Annotated in this window: 18 protein-coding genes and 2 riboswitches; of the genes, 12 read left to right on the forward strand and 6 right to left on the reverse strand. The window is 44.1% G+C overall.

What is annotated here, in order from left to right; all coding sequences use genetic code 11:
• The first annotated feature begins 131 nt into the window (after positions 1–131).
• Positions 132–1,748 carry a peptide ABC transporter substrate-binding protein gene (locus tag ACTNEW_RS12745; RefSeq protein WP_441061644.1) on the forward strand — a complete coding sequence of 539 codons (1,617 nt, stop codon included), beginning with the start codon at positions 132–134 and terminating at the stop codon, positions 1,746–1,748.
• A gap of 193 nt (positions 1,749–1,941) precedes the next feature.
• On the opposite strand, the gene ACTNEW_RS12750 is transcribed toward ACTNEW_RS12745, so the two are convergent.
• From ACTNEW_RS12750 to ACTNEW_RS12760, 3 genes are all read right to left on the reverse strand, one after another.
• Complete coding sequence (locus tag ACTNEW_RS12750; protein WP_441061647.1) at positions 1,942–2,388, reverse strand: DUF3783 domain-containing protein; 447 nt, start codon at positions 2,386–2,388, stop codon at positions 1,942–1,944.
• 105 nt (positions 2,389–2,493) lie between these two features.
• Positions 2,494–4,503 carry a histidine kinase gene (locus ACTNEW_RS12755; protein WP_441061649.1) on the reverse strand — a complete coding sequence of 670 codons (2,010 nt, stop codon included), beginning with the start codon at positions 4,501–4,503 and terminating at the stop codon, positions 2,494–2,496.
• Entirely contained in the window at positions 4,500–6,059 is a 1,560-nt protein-coding gene (locus tag ACTNEW_RS12760) for a response regulator transcription factor (protein WP_441061651.1), read from the reverse strand. The genes ACTNEW_RS12755 and ACTNEW_RS12760 overlap by 4 nt, the downstream gene beginning before the upstream one ends.
• Before the next feature lie 249 nt (positions 6,060–6,308).
• On the opposite strand from ACTNEW_RS12760, the gene ACTNEW_RS12765 reads away from it, so the two are divergent.
• From ACTNEW_RS12765 to ACTNEW_RS12785, 5 genes are all read left to right on the forward strand, one after another.
• Positions 6,309–7,820: a sugar ABC transporter ATP-binding protein gene (locus tag ACTNEW_RS12765; RefSeq protein WP_441061654.1), complete on the forward strand. Its 1,512-nt coding sequence runs from the start codon at positions 6,309–6,311 to the stop codon at positions 7,818–7,820.
• On the forward strand, positions 7,820–8,812 hold the full coding sequence (locus tag ACTNEW_RS12770) for an ABC transporter permease (RefSeq protein WP_441061657.1): 993 nt from the start codon (positions 7,820–7,822) through the stop codon (positions 8,810–8,812). Before ACTNEW_RS12765 ends, ACTNEW_RS12770 begins: the two co-directional genes overlap by 1 nt.
• Before the next feature lie 2 nt (positions 8,813–8,814).
• Positions 8,815–9,813: an ABC transporter permease gene (locus tag ACTNEW_RS12775; protein ID WP_441061660.1), complete on the forward strand. Its 999-nt coding sequence runs from the start codon at positions 8,815–8,817 to the stop codon at positions 9,811–9,813.
• Positions 9,814–9,951: 138 nt separating this feature from the next.
• On the forward strand, positions 9,952–10,974 hold the full coding sequence (locus ACTNEW_RS12780) for a substrate-binding domain-containing protein (protein ID WP_441061663.1): 1,023 nt from the start codon (positions 9,952–9,954) through the stop codon (positions 10,972–10,974).
• Between the two features lie 277 nt (positions 10,975–11,251).
• Positions 11,252–12,235 carry an AraC family transcriptional regulator gene (locus tag ACTNEW_RS12785; protein WP_441061666.1) on the forward strand — a complete coding sequence of 328 codons (984 nt, stop codon included), beginning with the start codon at positions 11,252–11,254 and terminating at the stop codon, positions 12,233–12,235.
• 385 nt (positions 12,236–12,620) lie between these two features.
• On the opposite strand, the gene ACTNEW_RS12790 is transcribed toward ACTNEW_RS12785, so the two are convergent.
• Positions 12,621–13,298 (reverse strand): GTP pyrophosphokinase, encoded by a 678-nt coding sequence (locus ACTNEW_RS12790; protein ID WP_441061669.1) that lies wholly within the window; start codon positions 13,296–13,298, stop codon positions 12,621–12,623.
• A gap of 250 nt (positions 13,299–13,548) precedes the next feature.
• Between ACTNEW_RS12790 and ACTNEW_RS12795 the strand changes: the two genes are divergently transcribed.
• Together ACTNEW_RS12795 and ACTNEW_RS12800 are read left to right on the forward strand one after the other, a co-directional pair.
• A complete protein-coding gene (locus tag ACTNEW_RS12795; protein WP_441061672.1) occupies positions 13,549–14,376 on the forward strand; it encodes an MBL fold metallo-hydrolase in 828 nt (275 codons plus the stop codon).
• Positions 14,377–14,741: 365 nt separating this feature from the next.
• Entirely contained in the window at positions 14,742–16,121 is a 1,380-nt protein-coding gene (locus ACTNEW_RS12800; protein ID WP_441061675.1) for a citrate/2-methylcitrate synthase, read from the forward strand.
• 382 nt (positions 16,122–16,503) lie between these two features.
• Here the strand turns inward: ACTNEW_RS12800 and ACTNEW_RS12805 are convergent, their stop codons facing one another.
• Positions 16,504–17,661, reverse strand: a complete 1,158-nt coding sequence (locus ACTNEW_RS12805) for a pyridoxal phosphate-dependent aminotransferase (protein WP_441061678.1) — start codon at positions 17,659–17,661, stop codon at positions 16,504–16,506.
• A 316-nt stretch (positions 17,662–17,977) separates the two neighbouring features.
• Positions 17,978–18,085: riboswitch (TPP riboswitch) on the forward strand.
• 168 nt (positions 18,086–18,253) lie between these two features.
• Between ACTNEW_RS12805 and thiW the strand changes: the two genes are divergently transcribed.
• Positions 18,254–18,766, forward strand: coding sequence for an energy coupling factor transporter S component ThiW (gene thiW, locus ACTNEW_RS12810; protein WP_441061681.1), 513 nt, complete (start codon positions 18,254–18,256; stop codon positions 18,764–18,766).
• Positions 18,767–18,798: 32 nt separating this feature from the next.
• Positions 18,799–19,641: a hydroxyethylthiazole kinase gene (gene thiM / locus ACTNEW_RS12815; RefSeq protein ID WP_441061683.1), complete on the forward strand. Its 843-nt coding sequence runs from the start codon at positions 18,799–18,801 to the stop codon at positions 19,639–19,641.
• Between the two features lie 233 nt (positions 19,642–19,874).
• On the opposite strand, the gene ACTNEW_RS12820 is transcribed toward thiM, so the two are convergent.
• Positions 19,875–21,290, reverse strand: coding sequence for an alanine/glycine:cation symporter family protein (locus ACTNEW_RS12820; RefSeq protein ID WP_441061687.1), 1,416 nt, complete (start codon positions 21,288–21,290; stop codon positions 19,875–19,877).
• Positions 21,291–21,804: 514 nt separating this feature from the next.
• Positions 21,805–21,907, reverse strand: a riboswitch (glycine riboswitch).
• A gap of 450 nt (positions 21,908–22,357) precedes the next feature.
• On the opposite strand from ACTNEW_RS12820, the gene ACTNEW_RS12825 reads away from it, so the two are divergent.
• Positions 22,358–22,591: an HPr family phosphocarrier protein gene (locus ACTNEW_RS12825; RefSeq protein ID WP_441061689.1), complete on the forward strand. Its 234-nt coding sequence runs from the start codon at positions 22,358–22,360 to the stop codon at positions 22,589–22,591.
• 299 nt (positions 22,592–22,890) lie between these two features.
• Entirely contained in the window at positions 22,891–24,234 is a 1,344-nt protein-coding gene (locus ACTNEW_RS12830; RefSeq protein WP_441061692.1) for an MATE family efflux transporter, read from the forward strand.
• The last annotated feature ends 449 nt before the right edge of the window (positions 24,235–24,683 follow it).

The following is a 24,683-nucleotide window of genomic DNA, read 5'->3' on the forward strand; positions in this document are numbered from 1 at the left end:
TTTCTGAAATAATGATATAGTTCATATATTCATAAACATGGGAACAGAAAGAAAAGTTCCTGTAATCCCTGTGTATGCACCAGCTAAGTGCAGCTGATGACATAAATAATCTATCCTATAGGAGGAATAAGATGAAGAAGAGAATTTTCAGCGTTCTTCTTGCAGCGATGATGACTGTTACCATGATGAGCGGAACAGTTATGACTGTAGCAGCTGAAGAAACAGAAGGAAAAGAGCTTTCCGTACAGGTAGGCCCGAACCCGGAAACAATCGATCCGGCACTGAACAGCGCAGTAGACGGCGGTAACATGATCCTTCATGCATTTGAATGTCTTCTGACCTATGATCAGGACGGCAACATCGCACCTGGTCAGGCTGAAACCTGGGAAACATCTGAAGACGGATTAACATGGACATTCCATCTTCGTGACGGACTGAAATGGTCCGATGGATCCGACCTTACAGCAAACGATTTCGTTTACAGCTGGAAACGTGTATGTGATCCGAACGTAGCAGCTCCTTATGCAGAAACTGTTCTGGGTATGGTAGAAGGCTATGACGCAGCAATCGAGGGTGACCTTGATGCACTTGCAGTAACAGCACCGGATGACAAGACTCTGGAAGTAAAACTCAGCTCTCCGTGTACTTATTTTGACGGACTTGCAGCATTTGCTACATTAAGCCCGGTTCAGCAGGCAACTGTTGAAGCAAACGGCGATGCATGGGCAATCGAGCCTTCCACCTATGTATGTAACGGACCGTTCTACATCAGTGAGTGGGTACCGAGCTCCCATATTACCATGACCAAGAATCCGTACTACTGGAATGCAGACGCTATCAAACTCGGCAGCATCAAATGGAACCTGATCGAGGACTCCAATGCTGCATACAGCGCATACCAGAACGGTGAAGTTCTGATGATCAAAGATGTTCCTACAGAAGAAATCCCGTCCTTACAGGACAATGAGGAATTCTATGTAGATCCGATCATCGGTACTTACTACATTTCCTACAATACACAGGTTGAACCTCTGAACAACTCCCTTGTTCGTAAAGCTCTGAACCTTGCGATTGACAGAGAACATGTTGCCAATACTCTGATGCAGGGTACTTATACAGCAGCACCGAACTTCATGGGACCTGGCTGGCAGGATACCGACGGTTCTGAATTCTACAGCAATGCAAACAACGGCGAGCCATATATGAGCACAACTGCTGATATCGACGGCGCACTTGCAGCTCTGGAAGAAGCAGGTTATCCGAATGGCGAAGGCCTTCCGGTTCTTCACTACATCACCAATGATGCCGGTTATCACAAAGTAGTTGCAGAATATCTGCAGCAGGCTTGGAAAGAAATCGGTGTTACTCTGGAAGTAGAAATCGTAGAATGGTCCAGCTTCACACCTATGAGACGTAACGGTGATTTCGAGATCGCACGTAACGGATGGGTTGGAGACTACAAAGATCCTTCTAACCAGTTAGAGCTTTTCTATTCCACCAACGGAAACAACGATGGAAAATACTCCAGCGAAGCATTTGATGCAGCGATTGACACATCCAGAGCTTCTACAGATGCCGCAGAGCGTTCTGCCGCTCTTCATGAAGCAGAAGATATCATGATGGAAGATTCCGCATGCTGTCCGCTGGCATACTACAATGACTTCTGGCTGCAGAGCAGCAAGATTGAAGGAATGTGGCATTCCCCGACAGGATACTGGTACTTCATGTATGCAGATATCGCTGAATAATCTGTAAAAAAGAAAATTTGGCTGATCAGGCCATGAAAAGAGCCGATGCACCGGATATCCGGATGCATCGGCTTTTTGTATAGATGCGCAGAGGATACGATCAGAGAAAATGATTGCATTTTTTTTATATTACTGGAAAGTGCTTTACATTTTCCTGTAATATAAAAAGGTGACCCCAAAAAAAGTTATCAGCCTATTTTTTTGGACGTTGCATGGCTTCATGTTCTTTCCTGAGTTCTTCATAAAGCTGCATGGAAGTCCAGTGCTGTGTGACAGGGGTCAGGACTGCTTTGAGAGAAACGGATTTCAGACCGTTCTGACGGAAAAATGCAAGAAAGCTGTCCAGCTGTTCCCTGGAGAAATCTTTCAGTACGATCATTTCATCTGAAAAGTTATTCCCCATGTTAAACTGAGGGTTCCGTGAAAAACCGGGAAGTCCGAAAAGGTATCCAAGGCTTTCCAGGAATTCCGGTGTCTGAACGACTCTTATTCCGATACCGGCTCTGTTTAAATACTGCCGGATCAGGTGCGTACGTTTCTCCTCTTGAAAGTTATACATTAAAATCTGTGGTTCTGTATTCATATCTGTCTCCTTATCTGATTTCTTGTCTGCTTCGTTGTCGTCAATCGATGATGCCACGCATCACCTCATTCCTCCACCTTGTATATGAGAAAATCATTCTGCGTGATATAACTAATCATTTATTTTTCGATGCACTTGAGCGTGTTTAATCCTGACCTGGAATCATAGAAAACGTTTTCTGTATTCCGTAGGGGATATCTGAAATCTTCGTTGAAATTCTTCAAAAAAGTTTTCCGCATCCGTATAGCCGCATTCTTCGGCAATCTGATAAAGGTTCATTTCCGGTTTTGCAAGGAGCTGCAGAGCTCTGTCCAGGCGGATTTCACTGACAAGTGTCTGGTACACAAAAGGACTTTCGTATTCTTTCCGGGCAGGAAGCCGGATCTGTACTTCCGTTCCTTTTCCCGGTTCACTGGAGTAGGTAAGGCCATATTCGGATCCATAGAGAATCTGAAGCCTCCGGTGCGTGTTGTAGACGGCAATGTGATTGCCGCCGGAAGATCCGGTACCATTTCCGGTAAGAATTGTTTTCAGTTTTTCCGGAGGAATGCCGACACCATCATCAGAAATCAGAAGGACAATATCTTCGTTCTCCATCCATCCGGTAAGTACGATTGTACCGGATTTATTTTCGGTTTCCAGAATGCCGTGGAGAATGGCATTTTCGATGACCGGCTGCAGTGTCAGTTTGGGGATCGGATAATCCATGAGTTCATCAGGAATATCCGACACGAAAGAAATACTGTCGTGAAACCGCATGTTCTGCAGGTGAACATAAATGGAAACATGCGCTTCTTCCTGGGCAATGGTACTGATACTCTGTTTCCTGCTGAGGGTAAGTTTGTAGAATCTAGATAGATTTTGTACGGCATCAATAACCTCGGCATTACGTCCCTGCTGGGCAAGCCAGTTGATCATATCCATAGTATTATAAAGAAAATGAGGATTGATCTGTGCCTGCAGAGAATTGAATTCTGCAATACGGAGATCTTCGGCTGCTTTGCCCTGATCCGCAATCAGTTTATCCATTTTCCGGGTCATATAGTTGTAAGTATCAATCAAATCACCAACTTCATCGTGGTAGATGGGACTGTCCATGGGAAGAAGCGACCCCTTCCTGACCTGGCTCATCTGACGGATGACAGAAGAAATACGGTTGGTAATGGAGCGCGCCAGTGAGTTTGCCAGAAAAAGAGCCAGAAGCAGAAACAGAATGTAAAACAATACATACTGAAGCATCAATAATCCGCTCTGATTGAGCAGAGGTCTGGAAGGAAGCACAGTTACCATAAACCAGCCGGGCTGGGAAATCCGGTAAAAGCCCGCATAAATCTTATTGTCCAGAATGGTCCGCTCAATGAAATTATTGGAAGACATGACAGATTTTTCAATGTCTTCATAATTCAGCCAGTAGATTCCCGACAAAGAGTTATCGGAAGAAGCTACCAGCGCATTGCGTTCGTTAATAATGTAGGAAACGCTGCCGTCCAGAGAGAGATTTTTGGATAATACATCTTTCAGTGGTTCGGAAGAGTAATACACTGCTGCATAAGCCCGATATGGCTGTCCCTGATAATAAAGAGAAAGCTGCCGGATATAGGCCATATCGCCGTATTGTTTCTGTTCCTGCGTTCCAAGGTAAAAGGACGGACAGAAAAGTTCCGTAATATTGGAACCCTGAAAAATTCCATGCCAGTAGGTTCCGCGAATGTCCTGAATGGAGGCGAAATACTCTTCCATGGGGCTGTCGGCCAAACGCTGCATATCTTCAGGAAAATCCAGATAAATTCGAAAATCGGAAATATTCTCTTTGCTGACTGTCTCGTTCAGATACTGTACAAACTCCTCTGCTTCCGGGGATTCGGCCAGCTCAGATAAGGTAGAATTGACCGGCTGGTGAAACAGCGTCTGGAAGAAAGGCTGATCGGAAATTCCGGTATAAGTATCCATAATCTCCTGTACCATGTCTTCGATCATTGGAGAAGTTTTTGCGGAGGCATCCTGTTCCTGACGGATCGTATAGGAAACCATCATATCGTACAGTCTGTTGTAAAAGAAGATTCCAATCATCAGTACCGGTACGGTAACGGTAACCATGAGTGCAAGAGTGAATTTGGACTGCAGGCTCAGGTCACCGTAAAACTGCCGGAGTCTGCGGTAACATGTCTTCATGATAAAAGTTTCTCCCTGTATTCTGACGGAGAAAGTCCGGTGTATTTCCGGAAACTTTTTCCGAAGTAATTTCCATCACTGTAACCGACTCTGGAGGAAATTTCTGTGATTTTGTACCGGGAATCCCCCAGAAGCTGTTTGGCGCGTTCCATGCGGTATTCTGTCAGGTACTGATTTAATGTCTGCCCGGTTTCGTTTTTGAAAAAAGTACATACATAGGAAGTGGACAGAAAAACATGGGCGCTGATATCCCGGACAGAGAGCGTTTCATTCATATAATGCCTGCTGATGTAATCCTTGATCAGGAAAATGGTATGGTTCTCTTCGGAAGCATTCTGCGCATCATGAAAGAATTTTTTCAGTTTCTCTTCCAGTACATGATGAAGTTCACGGAAGGTAAAGCACTGTTCCATGGTATCAGAGATATTTTCCTGCATAGATGATGCGGAGTCAGTGAGTTTGCGCTGACGGCGGGCATCCTCAAGCGTAAGAAATAATTTGTAATACAGATCTCTGACCTGATTGGGAAGCAGGGCATGATTTCTGGTAAAGTGTTTTTCTATTACTTTCAGCAGATTGTCTGCAGCAGCCTGGTCCATGGATGAGAGTGCTTCCGTAAGGGCAGCGTCGGGAGCCTGCGGATATGAGGTTTCTTGTTGGGTTGTTTCTTCAAAAATTGCGGAAGTGAGCATCGTATTTTCCGGAAAGAAAAAACTGCTCTGAAGCAGAATGACTGCAGATTCGTACGAGTGGTAAGCTTTGGAGATTCCTGTTACTGTGTCACCGGCTGCAATAAAATGTTTTCCGAGAATACTGTGGTGCTGGCTCAAAAAGTTTCCGATTTTCTGAATAAAAGACGGTGACGGAGCCGAAGTACCATAAATGAAATACACCAGATACTGCACCCGCTTTTCAACACAGATACAGTTCATGTGGTGCGGTTTCAGAAAATGGTTCAGTTCCTGACAGATACCGCTGACAGAATTCTGTGCCGGTTCCAGAGAGACATCATGTTTCACGATAAAAGCAGTGAAACAGGTTCCGCTGGTTATGGGAGGAGACATCTCACGGCTGAATTCTCTGAGCAGGGTATTATCCGCATCGTAGGGTATCGTAAGCTGAAGGGCCAGTCTGGAGGCATTTTCCATGGAATGAAGAGTTTCCGCCCTGCGGGAGTGCGCTTTCTGCAGACAGAGTGTTCTCGCTTCCGCAACGGCATCACGGATTTCCTGTGGATCGAGAGGTTTTTCAATATAGTTGACAGCTTTCAGTTTGATGGCTGCTTTGAGATATTCCTTGTCGGAATAACCGCTCATAAAAATGAATACGGTGTCCGGCAGAATCTGTTCGATCTGTTCCAGCATGGTGATGCCGTCCATTCGCGGCATGCGTACATCACACAGGATGATTTCCGGGTGAAAAAGACGGGCGGTTTCCAGTCCGTGGATCCCGTCATCTGCCTGCAGAACCTCATTAATTCCAAGGTCCTCCCAGTTTATGGAAGAGATGACACCGGTGCGTGTCAGTTCCTCATCGTCAACAATTAATAGTTTCATTCCTTTCTCCTTTGAATCCGTGCAGACCATTTAAAAATATGATTGAATAAAAATAACGGTCATCCAGTTGCTTCTCCGTTTATTTTAGCATAAATTGCCTATAAATACGAGAAAAATACTTTCATTTTTTGTGCATAAAAAAGAGAAAATTTTACCCTGATTCAAAAAATATTCCCATTTAAAAAAAAATATACCAATGCTACAATAAGGAAGAATAAAAAAGCAGTATGCAAGGGAGGAGAAAAAGCCGTGTCTGAATATGTTCTTGAGTTAAAAGGCATCACCAAGATCTTTCCGGGTGTCAAGGCACTGAACAATGTACAGTTTCAGTTAAAGCCTGGTGAAGTACATGCACTGATGGGCGAGAATGGTGCCGGCAAATCTACCTTTATCAAGGTAATCACTGGTGTACATAAGGCTGAAGAAGGCGAAATGTTTCTGTATGGACAGAAAGTGGATTTCAAGGGACCGAAAGATGCCCAGGCAGCAGGTATTGCAGCCGTTTACCAGCATCCCACATCTTATCCGCATCTGACTGTTGCAGAGAATATCTTTATGGGTCACGAGATCATTAAACATAAAATGATCCAGTGGAAAGCCATGAATGATGAAGCCAATAAGCTTCTGAAAGAATTAAATGCAGATTTTACTGCAACTGCAGAAATGGGTACCTTAAGTGTGGCACAGCAGCAGATGGTGGAAATTGCAAAAGCGCTTTCTACTCATGCAAAGATTATTATTCTGGATGAGCCGACAGCTGCACTTACCAGAAGAGAGTCGGAAGAACTGTATCGGATTGTTGATAAATTAAAAGCAGATGGAGTATCCATCATCTTCATTTCCCATCGTTTTGAGGATATGTATCGTCTGGCAAGCCGAGTTACCGTATTCCGTGATTCTCAGTATATCGGAACTTATGATGTAAACGGTATTACAAATGCAGACCTGATCAAAGCCATGGTAGGACGTGAGATCAAGGATCTGTTCCCGAAACCGGAAGTAAAACCGGGTAAGGAAATGCTTCGTGTGGAACATCTTTCCAGAACCGGTTTTTATAAAGACGTTTCTTTTGATGTTCGTGCAGGCGAGATTGTGGGTCTGACAGGACTTGTAGGTGCAGGACGTACAGAAGTTGTAGAAAGTATCTGCGGAATTACAAGAGCAGATTCCGGAAAAGTATATCTGGAAGGAGAAGAGGTCTGTATCAAACAGCCGTCTGAGGCAATGGAAAAAGGTATTATCCTTCTTCCGGAGGATCGTCAGAAGGAAGGCCTGATCATGAGCTGGGGACTGGGAAGAAATGTAACACTTCCAACCATCAGCAAATATGCAAAAAAAGGTTTCAATGATGAAAAGACAGAACGTGAACTGGCAAAGAAACTTCTGGAAGATGTAGATACCAAGGCTGTGGATATTTTCCAGCCGGCAAGCTCTCTTTCCGGCGGTAACCAGCAGAAGGTTGTAGTTGCCAAGGCACTGAGCCAGGAAATGAAAGTGGTTATCATGGATGAACCTACAAAGGGTGTTGACGTAGGTGCAAAAGCAGAAATCTATGGCATCATGGGTGAGCTGGCACTGAAAGGATATGCGATTATCCTGATTTCTTCGGAAATGCCGGAGATTCTTGGTATGTCAGACAGAATCATTGTTATGTGCAACGGCCGCAAGACCGGTGAACTTTCCCGTGAGGAAGCAACTCAGGAGAGAATTCTGGAACTGGCAATGGAAAAAGGTACGACAAACGGAAAGGGGGCTAAATAATGGAAAAGAAATCCGTTCTCAAAAAAATTACAGGCTCTCGTGAAGCCCTGCTTGCCGTTATCCTGATTATTATGTTTGCGGCAATTACGGTTGTCAGTCCTTCTTTCCTGACACCGAAATCACTGATGGATATGCTGAAAAACAATGCAGTAACCATGGTAATGTCTCTTGGTATGCTGTGTGTTATGCTGGTAGGCGGTATTGATATCTCAATTATGTCTACACTGGCGCTGTCAGGTATGTCTATTGGTATGCTTCTGAAATATGAGTATATTACCAGCCCTGTACTGGCTTTTGCAATCGCACTTCTGATCGGTACTGCATGCGGACTTGTAATAGGTCTTGTGATCTCCCGTGCAGATGTTCCGCCGATCATCGCAACGATGGGCTTCATGTATATTTACCGCGCAATGGGATATCTGGTATCCAATGGCGGTGAATGGGCAAGTGCAAAAGCACTTGGAACTTTTAAAAATTTTGCAACATCAAAACTTCTTGGCCTCAACTGTGTAATCTGGGTCATCATTCTCTGCTATGTGGTTTTCTTTGTCTTTATGAAATGGACAAGAACCGGCCGTAAGATTTATGCAGTAGGAAGCAATGCAAATGCTGCAGAGGTTTCCGGTATCAATGTAAAAAATATCAAGATGCTGGTTTATGTGATCATGGGATTTCTGGCAGGTCTCGGCGGAGCTCTTCAGGTTTCCATTTATGCATCTGCCATGCCGGATATGCAGCAGGGCGGAGAAATGGATGTCATTGCTGCCTGTGTAATCGGCGGTGTCAGCATGAGCGGCGGACGCGGTACAGTAATCGGAGCTTTGCTTGGTTCTCTGATTCTGGCTACTATCGCGAAAGCACTTCCGCTGGTTGGATTTGATGCTCTGTGGCAGAATACCATCAAAGGTATCCTGATTCTGGTCGTAGTTGTTGTAAACGTTGTCCTTCAGAGGGTAGCGGACAGAAATGCATTAAAAGGAAGGGAGATGTAATCATGGCTGGAAAATCTGGAAGAAGTATTAATAACGTGCCGGAAGCTCCCATCAAAAAGATGATTCTCAGCTGGGAAGGTATTCTGGTTGTGCTCTTTGTCCTGGTAAATATTTTCTGTGCGGTTTTTTCTGAATTTTACAATTTGAAAAGCCTGCTTCGCCAGATGCCGATTTATCTGGCAGAAGTATTCCTGATGCTTCCTATGGCATATATTCTGGTGCTGGGAGAAATTGATATTTCCGTAGGTTCTATCGTATGTCTTTCCGCAACCATGAGCTGTATTGTCTGCAATACAGGAGCACCGTTTATCGTAGTTGTCCTGACCGGTCTTGTGGTAGGTACTCTTTGCGGACTGGTAAATGGATTTATTCTGACAAGATTTGAAGAGCTTCCTCCGATGATTGTAACACTTGCAACACAGATTATCTTCCGTGGAATCGCGGAAATCGTTCTTGGAAGCGGCGGAAGTATTTCTGCAACCAATACAGATGGTTTCCGTCTGTTGGGCGGCAAAGTGGGAAGTGTTCCCTATATTCTGTTTCTGGTAGTGATCCTGTCTGTTGTTTTTGCAGTAGTTCTTGGCAAAAGCACTTTCGGACGTCGTGTATATGCGATCGGAACCAATCGTCTGACAGCTTATTATTCCGGTATTCATGTACAGAAGATTCGACTGATCATCTATACCGTGATGGGAACGATGGCTGGTCTCTGTTCTCTGTTCCTGGTGTCTACTTCTTATGGAGCAAACACAACGACAGGAAACGGATTTGAGATGGATGCCATTGCCATGGCAGTATTTGGAGGTATTTCCTCTACAGGCGGTAAAGGTAACCTGGCAGGCGGTATTATTTCCGCATTTATCATTGTCTGCCTCCGTGTAGGTCTTGGACAGAAAAATGTTCACGCGCAGGTGATTCTTCTGATTCTCGGTGTACTTCTGATTGCAGCAGTAGCACTTCCGAATATTATCGGACAGATAAAAAGAGTTGTAAAAAAATAAAAAATGTTTTATTATTAAAGAGTGATATTAAACAGTTAAAGTTGGAATAATCAGAATTCCATTATTTCAGATAGTAGCTGTATACCTGTATGGGGGTAGCAGTTGCAAATAAACTATATTCCAAGGGAGGAAAAAAACATGAACAAAAAATTAGTAAGCGCAGTTCTTTGCGGAACCATGATCCTGGGATCTGTCAGCCCTGTATTTGCAGGAACAGCAGACGGAATGAAAATCGCTCTGGTTGCAAAATCCGCTGGTAACGCATTCTTCGAAATCGCAGCAGATGCTTTCGAAGAAACTGTAACCGCTGAAGGCGGCACAGTAGAGAAAGTTTATCCGGAAGCAGCTACAGCAGACGCTCAGATCAAAGCTCTGGATAACCTGATTTCTCAGGATTTCGATGCAATCTGCATCTCTGCAAATGACGTAAACGCTCTTCAGGCAAAACTGGAAGAAGCTATGGATGAAGGAATCAAAGTTTCCTGTTTTGACTCTGCTCCGAACAAAGACAGCCGTCAGGTATTTGTAAACCAGGCTGGTACAGTTGCTGTAGGACAGGCTCTGATGGACGCTGTTCTTGATATCGCAGGCGGCGAAGGTCAGTGGGCAATTCTTTCCGCTACTTCTCAGGCAGCAAACCAGAACGCATGGATCGATGCTATGAAGAAAATCATGGAAGAAGACGAGAAATACAGCAAACTGGAACTTGTAGAAGTTGCATATGGTGATGACGAACCACAGAAATCCACAGACCAGACAGCAGCTCTTCTTGAGAAATATCCGGATCTGAAAGTAATCTGTGCTCCGACAACTGTTGGTATCGCAGCAGCTGCTAAATACCTTCAGGATAACGAATCTGCATGCAAACTGACCGGTCTTGGACTTCCATCCGAAATGATCGAGTACACAGGCGCTGACGATGCTCATTCCTGCCCGTACTTCTATCTGTGGGATATGGTTGGTCTTGGAAATCTGAGCGCATACTCTACAATCGCTCTGATCAACGGCGACATCACAGGTGCTCTGGATGAAACCTTCACAGCTGGTGATATGGGTGAATACACCATCACAGAAGCTGATGACGGCGGTACAGAAATCGTTCTTGGTCTGCCTCTGCAGTTCAATTCCGATAACATCGAAGAAATGGCTAAACTGTACTAAGATTCAGTCTGATACGGTTAAAGGTAATAATTTCAGGAGCGGAACCTTCATGGTTCCGCTCTTTTCTCATGTAAAGTTTTTTACAAAGAAGAAAATAATTGTCAGATATGTTTTGACAAACAGAAATTTATTTTGTCATGCAGGCATGTTATAATAAATACATATGGTGCTTATGGGAGCACGAAGTACGTAACAGCCAACTTTTCATGATTCGTGATGTATGTGAAAGCAGACATTGTGTTTGGTTTTATAGGAAATATCAGGCAGGAGAAAGAGTATGCAGCAGGCTTTATTGGATCATCTCAGGAAAATTACAGAAGAAGAGCGACGTATTCTGGATGGTGTGGGAGAAGTGGATAAAGATCTTTACACATCAGGAAAGGATTTTACGGTAGACAGCGGTAAGATGCTGGAGGAAGGAAAACTGATAGCAGTCCGGACGCATACCCGGTTTGTGCATTTTCCTGTGCACAGGCATAACTTTATTGAAGTTCTTTATGTCTGTGAAGGGCATCTGACAAATATCATTGACGGGAAGCAGGTGGTGGTCCGGAAGGGGGAACTGTTGTTTCTCAATCAGTTTACCAGGCATGAAATTCTTCCGGCAGGAGAGAATGATATTGCTATCAATTTTATGGTGCTTCCGGAATTCTTTGATGTGGCATACAGTATGGCGGGCAGCAACAATGTTCTTGCGGACTTTCTGGTAAATGTGCTGAGACAGGATGAGGAACGGGGAGAATACCTGCATTTCAAAGTATCGGAGGTTCTTCAGATCCAAAATCTTCTGGAAAACATCATCTATTCCCTGGTAACAGGTCAGGGAGACCAGAGCCGCATTCATCAGACGACAATGGGATTGATTTTTCTATATCTTCTGGATTCCGTGCAGTATGTGGAAATGCGTGTTCCCAATCAGTATGAAAATATGATCACCATGACTACCCTGGACTATATTGAGCAGCAGTACAGGACGGCAACGCTTACAGAATTGTGTGAGAAGCTGCATCTTCCCATGCACATGCTCAGCAAAATGATCAAGAAGTCTACCGGCTTTAATTTCAAGGAACTGCTGCAGCGCAAACGCCTGAATAAAGCAGCGGAACTGATCTGTGACACGGATCTGCCTATCAATGATATTATTGCTGCGGTAGGATATGAAAATAACAGTTATTTTCACCGGGTATTCAAAGGACATTATCACATGACACCCCGTGCCTTCCGTGTCCGGAATACGGAAAAAGTGCAGGTGAGATTATAACAGAAAAGTCCCCTTTTGCGGCATACACGCAAAAGGGGACTTTTCTCATAGGAAAATGCTTCGGGCAGGATCATACTGCGATGGAGAAGAATTATATTGCCAAAATAATCCGCCGCAGGCGGAGAAGCCTGCAGAATCGGATTCTTTCATAGTTTTTATTTTAATCATTGGAGAGTGGAGTACAGATTCTCCAGAAATTGATTCGCGCTGCAAGATATGCGAAGAATGCGCGGAAGCTTTCAAAATTTCTTATGTTTGATTCATTGGTTTTTAGAATAAAAACTGTACGTATTGTATCATAGTTTTGAATTATTTTAAATATTCTAAATTGCACAAAAATTCAGCACCATATTTGTACAAATAATTCGAACGTTCGAAGAAAACATCAAATATCATGAAATTTTCCGATTTTATTTTTGATATTCTGCATTTCATTATCCATTTCAATGACCGCAGCTGCACACTGCATCAGTTCTTTACTGATTTCCTCGTAGCCTTCCATCTGTTCAATTCCTTTTTTGTAGCGAAGCTGATGTTCCAGTGTTGCCCAGAAGTCCATACCGTTGGTGCGGATCTGAATTTCCACCTTCATAGGCGTTTTGCCTTTGGAGAAGAATACAGGAATCTCAATGATCATGTGATAGCTGCGGTATCCGTTGGGTTTTGGATTTTTGATGTAATCTTTGACCTGAAGTACCGTGATATCGTCCTGGCTGGACAAAAGATCCGCGATGGTATAAATATCATCAACAAAAGCGCATATAACACGGATGCCGGCAACATCATGAAGCTGTTCTACAATATTTTCCGGAGTAAATGTACAGCCAAGTTTCTGAAGCTTGCGGTAAATACTCTCCGGTTTCTTGATACGGGTTTTGATAAAAGAAATCGGATTACGCTGATTTTCTACTGAGAACTCATCGTCCAGGACTTCGAGTTTGGTGCGTACTTCGCGGATGGCACAGCGGTACATCATCATCAGATCATTGAATTTGGCCGTGTTGTTGATAAATTTCTGAGGATCTGAGGTGTCAAGCCACGGTTTGGTATCTTTTGTTTCCATGTGTTTCGTCCTCCTTGTGGGGATTGTGTGCTCGATTGTGTTTAAAAATTCATTCCCGTCATCTGCACGTCCCACAAATGGTGACGCGCATCTGTCGGAAAGCCTCTTGATTGTTTCATTATAAACCATATAAAGAAAATTATCAATTTCCTATTGTAAATCTTTTTACCGGAGGTTATGATAAAGTTAAAGTTCATTGAAAATATCCTGCAGGATGTTTTATACATGAGCGTGAAAGGGGAGTAGTCGCATGCGTATTGTTACGTTAATGGAAAACACGGCTGTATCAGAGGAATATGTCTGCAGCCACGGACTGAGCCTTTACATTGAGACAAGAAGTCACAGAATCCTGTTTGATATGGGACAGGATGGAAGATTTCTGCAGAATGCACAGAAGCTGGGAATTGATATCGGAAGCGTGGATGTGGCGATTCTTTCTCACGGCCATTATGACCATGGAGGCGGTATCCGTGCCTTTCTGGAGGCAAATTCCCAGGCGGATATACATATTCAGAAAAAAGCGCTGGGGGAATTCTATGCACATGATCCGGATGGGACGAACCGTTATATCGGATTGCCTCCGGAGTGGAGCAATCATCCCAGAGTGATCACACACACAGGAGATTATAAGCTGGATGCAGGGATTCAGATTTTTGCAGGGGTTACGGGCAGAGAATGCTATTCTCCGGCAAATGACCGTCTTTTTGTATCCATGAACGGACATCAGATTCAGGATCTTTTTATGCATGAGCAGAACCTGCTTTTAAAGGAGGGCGACAAGATGGTGCTGGTTGCTGGCTGTGCGCATAATGGAATGGTGAATATCCTGAAAAAAGCTTCCATGTTCGCTCCTGCAGGGATTGATTATGCCATTGGCGGAATGCATCTGATGAATGCTTATCCGGACAGGAATAAGCAGCAGATGTTCTGCCGGAGTATGGCAGAGAAGCTTCAGGAGAATTCGTGTCAGTATTATACCTGCCACTGTACAGGAACGGAATCCTATCAGATGCTGAAAGAGGCCATGGGAACACAGATTCATTATCTTTCCGCGGGCAGCATTCTGGAGATTTCCTAGAAGATTCAGAGTCTGAGAAAGACAACTGATGAAAACGACAACTGATGAAAACAGCTGCCGGATGTGCGGACTGTCCGGGATTTATGACCTGTGCACCGGCAGCATTTTATACAGTGTTTTGTATTAAATGAGGAACAAACGGTATTTTTATACACGTTTTTGAAAAAAAAGATTGCATTTGTCACTTTATTCGTGTAATATAGTAAAATATTAGAGAATAACGAAGATAATAGCACCGATTACGAAGACGAATCGCAAGAGGTGTTTTTTTGTATCAAGGGGAGAACAGAGGACTTTCGAGTAATACAAAAAGCTTTCAGAGCAGAATTCTGTCTTTCTGGATAAATGACGGAGGAGGAGAAATTATGATTGAAAATGAAATGATGAACATTGACGAGATGGGTGAACTGAAACGTCCGATGCAGGAACTTCAGGATGAATTAATGAGGAATCACCGAATTGATCCGAATCTCTATATCGAATATGATGTAAAGAGAGGTCTCCGTGACTCTGCAGGTAAGGGTGTTCTTACTGGTCTGACGGAAGTATCGGATGTGACAGCTTATGACCTGATCAATGGACGTAAGATTCCGGCAGAAGGAAGTCTTTATTATCAGGGATACAATGTTTATGATCTGGTCGACGGACTGAAAGACAGGAAATTCGGATTTGAGGAAACCATTTATCTTCTTTTGTTCGGAAAACTTCCAGGTGAAGAGGAACTGAAGCAGTTTGTCGATGTCATGTTTGAACTGGAAACACTGAGCGGACGTTTTGTACGTGATGTAGTTATGAAGGCCTCCAATGCCAATATCATGAATTCCATGCAGCGCTGTATTCTGACATTGTACACCTATGATTCCGATCCGGAAGATATTTCTGCAGGCAATGTGCTTCGTCAGTGTCTGGAACTGATTGCCAAGCTTCCGCTGATTGCTGTGTATTCTTATCATTCCTACCGCCATTTCCGCAAGGATGAGACTTTATTTATCCGTAATCCCGAGAAGGGACTTTCCATGGCGGAAAACATTCTTCTGATGCTTCGCCCGGATGGCAAGTATACAGAGCTGGAAGCCAAGGTTCTGGATATCGCACTGGTGCTTCATGCAGAGCATGGCGGCGGTAACAACTCTACCTTTACCACCCATGTTGTGACGTCTTCAGGAACAGATACCTATTCCTCTGTGGCAGCTTCGATTGGTTCTCTGAAAGGTCCGCGTCACGGCGGTGCCAATCTGAAGGTACAGGATATGTTTGATGACATCAAAGCTCATGTGGAAGACTGGACGGATGAGGCAGCAGTGGAGGAGTATCTCCATAAGATCCTGAATAAAGAAGCCTTTGACCATACCGGTCTGATCTATGGTATGGGACATGCTGTTTATACTCTTTCTGACCCGCGTGAAGTGATTCTGAAGCGTTTTGCCAAGAAACTTGCAGAGGAGAAGGGAATGATGGAGGAATTTGCCCTGTATGAGCTTGTAGAGCGCCTTGCTGGCAGACTGATTATGGAACAGCGCAAACTGTTTAAGAATGTCTGTGCGAATGTGGACTTTTACAGTGGATTTGTTTATACGATGCTTGGTATTCCGAAGGAACTGTTTACCCCGATTTTTGCGATTGCACGTATTCCGGGCTGGAGCGCGCACCGTCTGGAAGAACTGCTGAATGCAAGCAAGATTATCCGTCCTGCATATAAATATGTGGGCCATCATGAAGAGTTTATTCCGATTGAAGAACGCTGAAATGGATTTCATATAATTACAGCCCATTTTGTCAGTTTTGTGAAATAGAAAAGGGGTAGTTTGCGCTTTTTTGAGATGCACTTTCAGAAAAATATCCAGCGCCATCTGACCAGTTATTTATTTTCTGATGGATTAGACAAATTTTATTTATATCATAGGAATGTGTTTTGTATTTCCCTGTGAAAAAAGCCGAAGCAGATGATATGCAGCCTTTTACTGTATGTTTGGTAAAGAGGCTGCCTGTCACCTGTTTCGGCTTTTTGCTGTGTCAAAATAAGGAGGCTTGCGAAAAAATGATATTTTCACAAGACCCCTGACAGTATCCTGTAAGATTTTTTGAGGAAATTTGTATGTAAAGTATGTGTTTCTGTACGGTCTGTTATCAGATTCCGCTGACACGGATGGCTTTGATCACTTCTTGGATCTTTTCCGGAGGGAGTACCAGTGCGAAGCGGACATAACCTTCTCCGTGAGGACCGAAACTTGCTCCTGGTGTGACGATGACGCCTGCTTTTTCCATAAGTTCCATGCAGAATTCCATGCTGTCTGTGCGTCCGCCGGGGATTTTGGCCCATACAAACATGGTGCCTTTGCCGTTGGGGAGTTCCCATCCAATGCTGCGAAGACCGTCACAGAGGGCATCACGGCGTTTTTCGTAGTCCTGGCATTGGTCCTTTACACTTTCCAGAGGTCCGTTTAATGCGGCAATGGCAGCCTTCTGGATAGGCAGGAACATGCCGAAATCAATCTGGCTGCGAAGTTTGCGAAGAGCAGCGATCACGTCAGGTCTTCCGACAAGAAAACTGATTCTTGCACCGGTCACATTAAATGATTTGGAGAGACTGAAAAATTCTACACCAACTTCCCGTGCTCCGGGAGTGGAAAGAAAACTTCCGCCGTATGCGTCGTCAAAAATAATATCACTGTAAGCATTGTCATGAATGATCAGGATATCATATTTCTTTGCAAACGCAACAATTTCTTCGTAGAGTCCTGGTGACGCAATGCTTCCTACCGGGTTGGAAGGCAGGGAGACGATCATGTATTTGGCTTTCCGGGCAACGTCTTCCGGAATGTCTTCTACATAGGGAAGAAAGTCATGTTCTGCAGTCAGCGGGTAATAATAGGGAACGGCACCGCCCAGCAGACTTCCGGCAGCAAATACCGGATAGCAGGGATCAGGAAGAAGTACGGTGTCGCCCTCGTCACAGAGCGTCATTCCAAGGTGTCCCATTCCCTCCTGGCTGCCGTATACAGACATGACCATATCCGGGGTAATTTCCACCTGGAAACGTTTCCGGTAATAGCTGCAGACGGCGTCCAGAAGCTCCGGAAGATCGCGGAGACTGTATCTCCAGTTGGCATCATCTGAAGCTGCTTCAATCAGCGCCTTTTTGATATGTTCCGGCGTGGTGAAATCCGGTGTTCCCACGCTCATGTTATAAATTTTTCTGCCCTGGGCTTCCAGTTCCAGTCGCCGGTTATTCAGGGCTGCAAAAATTTCATTTCCAAACAAATCCAGTCTTTTGGAAAATTGCATCGTATGTATCCTTCTTTCTACTTTTTATGGAAATATCTGCCTGCACAGACATTACTTATGATGAGCCAGTGATGAGCCAGAGCGTGCAGATGACGGAAATGAATGTTCAGACACGCTCTAAATCAGAGTCAGTCTTTATTCTAACATTTCAGGGGCTGGAAAACAAGGAAATTTTCGCAACCTGGTATCAGGGTAAAATTATCGAAATCTGGCATCAGGAGTAAAATTTTTTTGGGGGATTTTTCTGGTCAGAATCGTAGGATTTTCAGGTTTGGAATTTGGGGCTTGCAATTCCCGGATGATTTGTTATAATGAGGAATGAAAAACGGGGTGCTCATAGAAATGGGCTGAGAGAAAGCGGAAGCTTTTAACCCATAACCTGATTTGGATAATGCCAACGTAGGGAAACAGTAAGCGGAGTTGTTGCGCAGAATACCTTAATTGGTGTTTGGCGCATTTTTTACGCTTTCGAGCGGCAAATTGGGGGCACCACCTTGGGCCGCTATAGGAAAAATGATGCGGAGAATTCTGCATTCATAATCGCCGGATGACCGGTGAAGGCGCTGAAATATAAGGAAAAGAGGAAAAAATTATGAAGAACTCAAACACAAAGAAAATCGCACTGACTGCAATTTTTGCAGCAATCGCAGTCGTTGGATCTACATTTTCCATTCCTGTATTCGGCTCCAAATGCGCGCCGGTGCAGCATCTGGTGAATGTACTCTGCGGCATTTTGCTGGGACCATGGTGGGCACTTGCAGCAGCATTTATTGCCAGTCTGATCCGGAATCTTCTGGGACTGGGAACACTCCTTGCATTTCCGGGCAGTATGTGCGGTGCCTTTCTTGCAGGATTTCTGTACAGAAAGATGAAAGCGCTTCCGGCCGCTTATGTGGGAGAAGTATTTGGAACAGCAATTATCGGAGGAATGCTTTCCTATCCGATTTCTGCATTTATTCTTGGAAATGAGAGTGCAGCATTATTTACTTTTGTGGTACCGTTTCTGATCAGTACAGTGGGCGGTACACTGATTGCGGTCGTGATTACCTTAGCCCTTAAAAATGTGGGTGTACTGGAAAATATGAAAGCACAACTGAACTCATAACGTGCATCAGAAGAGGAAAGGATGGGGAAGACATGGCGGAGCTTACGTCGGAAAAAATATGTGATTTCTGGACAGCAATACAGGAAGAACGGCCTGTGATCCACTGTATCACCAACATGGTCACAGTCAACGATTGTGCGAATATCCTTCTGGCAGCGGGAGCATCGCCTGTTATGGCCCATCATCCTCTGGAAGCGGCAGAAGTGACAGAGGGCTGCCGGGCGCTGGTGTGCAATCTGGGTGCCACGGAATCCTTTGATGCCATGCTTGCAGCTGCAGAGAGAGCCGTAGAAATCGGTCATCCTGTGGTGCTTGATCCGGTAGGAGTATCTGGTTCCTCTTATCGAAGAAGTCTTTGCTTTGAACTGATGAATCATGCAAACCCCTCTGTGATACGGGGGAATCTTTCGGAAATCAGGGCACTTGTTACCGGCAGTCGTACAGCAGCCGGGGTAGATGCGGCAATGGAGGACCGGATTCAGGAAGGAGTTCCTGAGAATACCATGCAGGTGGTACGGACACTTGCACAAAACCGCGGAACGATTGTGATTGCTTCCGGAGAAACGGATGTGATATCCGATGGAGAAACGGTTTATACTGTACATAATGGAAGCAGGATGATGTCCAGGATCACCGGTTCCGGATGTATGGCTTCTTCTCTTCTTGGAGCATTCCTGAGTATAGAGAGTTCTCTGGAATCCGCCGCGGCTGCCTGTACGGTCATGGGAATCTGTGGGGAGATTGCCCGGAGGAGAACAAGGGAATTGAGAGCCGGAACAGGTACTTACCGTACAGAACTGATCGATGCGGTATCCCTTTTGAAAAGGGCGCAGATTAAAGAAATGATGCGTGTGGGACAAATACGAAAAAAATGATTTATAAAGTGTATAACGTACCAGAGCGTGTTTGAAAAGTCGGAAAGCAACTTTCAAACACGCTCTGGACAAAAGAAGGATTTTCGGAGTAAACAGGTTCCGAAAATCCTTCTTTTTATATCGTAATAAAATAATGGGACTGTGAAAGCGTTGCTTTATTGGAGCTGTTTTTCCGCCCTGAAGAAAGCGTTGCTTTATTGGAGCTGTTTTTCCGCCCTGAAGAAAGCGTTGCTTTATTGAAGATGTTTTTCCGCTTTGAAGAAAGCTTTTGTTTCTTTTGCAACCACTCCGCTTAATGCAAACAATGCGATCATGTTCGGGAGTGCCATCAGACCATTGAAGATATCAGCAATCGTCCAGACAGCACTGACTGTCATATATGGTCCGATAAATACGGCAAGAATATAGATCCAGCGGTAAGCCATAACCGGTTTCTGATTTCCGCCTGTGAGATATTCCAGGCAGCGTTCGCTGTAGTAATCCCATCCGAGAATGGTAGTAAAAGCAAAAAATACAAGACAGATCATCAGAATAAAGCTGGAGATCTGAGGCGGGATCGGAAGACCATTCTGGAATGCATAGGTGGTAACCTGAACGCCTTCCAGACCTTCTACCTGCCATGCGCCGGTAAGGACAATGGAAAGACCGGTAAGTGTACAGATGATAATGGTATCAATAAAAGTTCCGGTCATGCTGACCAGACCCTGACGTACCGGCTCTTTTGTCTGAGCGGCAGCAGCAGCGATCGGAGCACTTCCGAGGCCAGCTTCATTGGAAAAGATACCTCTTGCAACACCTTTCTGCATGGAAACAATCATGGTTCCCACAACGCCGCCGGTCACTGCAGAAGGATTGAACGCACCTTTTACGATAGCTGTAACGGCTTCCGGAACAGCGGTGATGTTGAAAAGAATCAGGGCAATACTGAAAATAAAATAGATCACTGCCATAAATGGTACAACAACCTGGCTGACGCTGGCGATACGTTTGATTCCGCCAATGAGAACGGCTGCAACACAAAATGCCAGGATCAGGGAGGAAATCACAACTGCCCAGGAATATTCTCCAAGGAACGGGATGGTAATACAGTTGGATTTGGTCGGATCAAAGAAATTCTGTACAGCACTGGCAATTCCATTTACCTGGCTGAAAGTACCGATACCAAACAGACCGACACAGACACCGAAAAATGCAAACATTTTTGCCAGCCATTTCCAGTTTTTGCCCATACCCTGTTCTATGTAATAGAAAGGACCACCAAGGCTGTGATTGTTCTCATCAATGACTCTGTATTTGACTGCGAGCAGGCCTTCTGCGTATTTGGTAGCCATACCGAAGAAAGCAGCGACAATCATCCAGAACAAAGCGCCGGGGCCTCCGGCACAGACAGCAGTTGCCACACCGACAATATTGCCGGTACCGATGGTAGCACTTAAAGCCGTGCAGAGTGCGGCAAAACTTGAGATTTCACCCTTACCGTCATTTTCATTCTGAAACATCCATTTCAGTGCGAGCGGCAGACGGCGAACCTGAAGCAGACCAAGTCTGAGGGTCAGAAGAATACCGCCAGACAGGATCAGTACCATCAGGGGCACTCCCCATACCAGGTCATCAATGGTAGTTAAGAGTTGATTGATTGAGTTCCACATAAGATTTCTCCTTTTTCATAGAAATAGCAGCGGTTCTGAAGAAATCGGGACGAAAGCAATTTTCAAACATGCTCCAGGGGGATTTGCGGTGATATTTCTGTATCATGGAAAAAGAAAATACTGATTCTTCCCTATGATAGGAAACATGGGAAGAGGAAATGCAGAGTCTTCCGCATGATAGGAAACATGGGAAGAGGAAATGCAGAGTCTTCCGCATGATAGAACACATGGGAAGAGGAAATGCAGAGTCTTCCGCATGATAGGAAACATGGGAAGAGAAAATGCAGAGTCTTCCGCATGATAGAACATATTGGAAGAGAAAATGCAAAATCTTCCGCATGATAGGAAACATGGGAAGAAAGAATGCAGAGCATTTCTTCATGATACAAAATATGAGAAACGAAAACACAGAGTATTTCCCGGTAAAGCAAATATGAGAAAAAATACAAAGCATTTTCCATGACACAAAAAAAGAGCCCATCTGGCTCTCTACGCAAAAAAAGAATGCAAAGAATAGCATTCCTCTGTCCTTTTGCCTGAGAGATTCAAACATAAATTCACTTATGCCTGTTGCACCTTCGGCCCCCGGAAATCCGGGTGTCTCCAGAGATACGATCCATTTACAGTTTTCACCCTGAATGGGGCACCTGAGAGTGTTATTCCTTCGGTGGGCGCAACGCCGCTTTCCTGTAGACTTCATTTCGTAATTGCTGTTGCACTAGCAACTATACCGCAAAAGAGAGCGCTCGTCAAGAGGGAATTATAAAATGCTTTAACGGAGAGTATTGTTTTATGTCTGGCATAAGAGCTTCTTAAAAAATTGACAGGAAACGTTCTTTTTGGTCCGCAAGATGGGATTTTTAAGAGATTCATACAGAGTATTCTTTTATATTTGGCAGAGGATATTCTTTAGACAGATTGACGACACGCACAAAGAATAAAAGAAAAGATTGTCGAAAATGACGATTTACAAATGAAAAAGCCTGATATATAATGTGCGTGAAAAGTGAAAACGATATCATATTTCGTAGCTAAAATATGAAATCTAGGAAAGGATGGTTTTAGAAATGCAGCAGGTATATGTAAAATTCAATAACGTAGAACAAGTGACCAACTTTATCAATATTATCGACAAAATCGATATCAATTTCGATCTGGGAATGGGAAACCGCACAGTGGATGCCAAATCTGTCATAGGTGTATTCGGACTGGACCTGACAAAACCGCAGTTGCTCCGTTATGATTCTGATGATCATCGGATCATGGAAAAAATCACTCCATTCCTTGCGGCAGCAGAATAAAGCATTTTGCAGCAGAAATAATCGTATGAAGCATATAAAATGGAAAAAATCCGTTGGATAAAGGTAATGAAGTTGCCATAAGGGCTGTGTACTGAGTATGGTTCGGTATGCGGCTTTTATTTTATCATAGGAAAGTGCTTTGCCTTTTTCTATGATGAGTTTCTAAAAACTTTATCAGAGAATTGATTCTGGGATATTACAAATGTTTGGATATTTTCATATTATGTTTTGCTGAATATTGAATGGTATATTTGAAAAAGCTGTGCTAAAATTTAAAAAAATGGTAAAGGGTGAATTTTGTGGCGACAAGTATGACCGAGGGGCGCCCTCTGAAACTGATTTTACAGTTTGCGGCGCCCCTTTTGATTGGAAATCTTCTGCAGCAGACCTATAATATCATTGATTCTGCGATTGTAGGACGGGTTCTGGGCACGGAGGCACTGGCAGGTGTGGGAGCATCCAGCAGTGTACAGTTTCTGGTGCTGGGGTTTTGCATGGGAAGCTGTGCGGGCTTCGGTGTGCCGGTGGCAAAATATTTCGGTGCAGGGAAACATGACCATATGAGGGATTATGTATTTAATGGAGCTGTGATGACAGGAATACTGGCTGCCGTGGTCACGGTGCTTTGTACATTTTTGTGTCCATGGATTTTACATCTTCTGTCCGTACCACAGGATATTTATCAAAATGCCTACCAGTATCTGGTGATCATATTTCTGGGAATTCCGTTTACTTTGCTGTATAATTACCTTTCCAGTATTCTGCGGTCAATCGGAGACAGCAGAACACCGTTTGTATTTCTGATGATTTCCACAGTTTTAAATATTTTTCTGGATTTGTTGTGCATTATGGTATTGAAATGGGGATGTGCCGGAGCGGCCGTTGCAACGATTACCGCACAGGCAATAAGCGGACTTCTTTGTCTGTGTTTTATTATGAGGCGTGTGGAAGTGCTGCGGCTTTCCCGTGAGAACTGTCATATTCGTAAGGAAGTAGCAGGAGAGCTGGCTCTGATGGGCTTTCCCATGGGACTTCAGTTTTCTATTACGGCAATCGGCAGCATGGTAATGCAGGCTGCAAACAACAGTCTGGGAAGTGTCTGTGTGTCGGGTTTTACAGCAGGAATGAGAATCAAGCAGTTTACCATGTGTCCTTTTGAAGCGCTTGGAACAGCGATTTCGGTATACTGCGGACAGAATCTGGGTGCCGGGAAACCGGATCGAATCCGCAAGGGAATTTATGAGGGGCTGGTGATGGCAGTCGGATATGGAATTATTGCAGGTTTGATTCTGATTTCCTTTGGAAGACCGCTTTCTATGCTTTTTGTAAGCAGGGAGGCTGTAGATGTGCTAGATGCTTCCGGCAAATATCTGCGTTATCTGGGATTTTTCTACTGGGCACTGGGAATTTTGAATGTATGCCGGTTTTCCACGCAGGGGCTTGGTTATTCCGGAAGGTCGGTTTTCTCCGGCGTAACAGAAATGTTTGCCAGAAGTATTGTAGGTATTGTGTTTGTACGGTATTTTGGTTACACGGCTATTTGTGCAGCTGATCCGGCTGCCTGGGTATCGGCATGCTTTTATATCGTGCCCACCTGCTTTTTCTGCCTGAAAAAATCTTCGGAGAGATGGAACGCTCCGTAATGATCATTTAAGATGAATGATGGAACTCTCTGTAATTATCACTCAAGATGAAAGATGTATTATTTAGCAGCGATCCTTTAAGATGAATAAGTCTCGGAAAGGTTAGACTATCCGGGACTTATATAGCTTCTAAATATTCCAAAATTAATTAAAGTTTTCCGATGCCGAATTCTTACTGTGATACAAGAGGATTGGCATTGATTTATTATATTTGGGAATTTACGATGTATTTGAAGAATTTTACACGGAATAAAACATCACGAAAATTCTTTATAATGATTCATTTTGAACTGTCAAAACATCTTGATTGACTAAAGAGTGCTTTAGTTAATTACAGAGGGTTTTAATGAATTAGACGTTAGTTCTGTATTAATCCGTGGGGATTTTTTGCGTTTGGTTGTGCTATGGTTTTCACCGGAACTTCCGTTCAGGGCGAAACTCTGTGAGGG

Source organism: Blautia sp. HCP3S3_G3 (assembly GCF_052063365.1).
In the GTDB taxonomy this organism is placed as follows: Bacteria; Bacillota; Clostridia; order Lachnospirales; family Lachnospiraceae; genus Blautia_A.

Bases quoted from the DNA above. Each gene is read 5' to 3' on its own strand.
- ACTNEW_RS12820 (WP_441061687.1), bottom strand. From the start codon at position 21,290: ATGTGGAACTCAATCAATCAACTCTTAACTACCATTGATGACCTGGTA.
- ACTNEW_RS12760 (WP_441061651.1), bottom strand. From the start codon at position 6,059: ATGAAACTATTAATTGTTGACGATGAGGAACTGACACGCACCGGTGTC.
- ACTNEW_RS12790 (WP_441061669.1), bottom strand. From the start codon at position 13,298: ATGGAAACAAAAGATACCAAACCGTGGCTTGACACCTCAGATCCTCAG.
- ACTNEW_RS12770 (WP_441061657.1), top strand. From the start codon at position 7,820: ATGGAAAAGAAATCCGTTCTCAAAAAAATTACAGGCTCTCGTGAAGCC.
- ACTNEW_RS12780 (WP_441061663.1), top strand. From the start codon at position 9,952: ATGAACAAAAAATTAGTAAGCGCAGTTCTTTGCGGAACCATGATCCTG.
- ACTNEW_RS12800 (WP_441061675.1), top strand. From the start codon at position 14,742: ATGATTGAAAATGAAATGATGAACATTGACGAGATGGGTGAACTGAAA.
- ACTNEW_RS12755 (WP_441061649.1), bottom strand. From the start codon at position 4,503: ATGAAGACATGTTACCGCAGACTCCGGCAGTTTTACGGTGACCTGAGC.
- ACTNEW_RS12825 (WP_441061689.1), top strand. From the start codon at position 22,358: ATGCAGCAGGTATATGTAAAATTCAATAACGTAGAACAAGTGACCAAC.
- ACTNEW_RS12745 (WP_441061644.1), top strand. From the start codon at position 132: ATGAAGAAGAGAATTTTCAGCGTTCTTCTTGCAGCGATGATGACTGTT.
- ACTNEW_RS12795 (WP_441061672.1), top strand. From the start codon at position 13,549: ATGCGTATTGTTACGTTAATGGAAAACACGGCTGTATCAGAGGAATAT.
- ACTNEW_RS12775 (WP_441061660.1), top strand. From the start codon at position 8,815: ATGGCTGGAAAATCTGGAAGAAGTATTAATAACGTGCCGGAAGCTCCC.
- ACTNEW_RS12805 (WP_441061678.1), bottom strand. From the start codon at position 17,661: ATGCAATTTTCCAAAAGACTGGATTTGTTTGGAAATGAAATTTTTGCA.
- thiW (WP_441061681.1), top strand. From the start codon at position 18,254: ATGAAGAACTCAAACACAAAGAAAATCGCACTGACTGCAATTTTTGCA.
- ACTNEW_RS12785 (WP_441061666.1), top strand. From the start codon at position 11,252: ATGCAGCAGGCTTTATTGGATCATCTCAGGAAAATTACAGAAGAAGAG.
- thiM (WP_441061683.1), top strand. From the start codon at position 18,799: ATGGCGGAGCTTACGTCGGAAAAAATATGTGATTTCTGGACAGCAATA.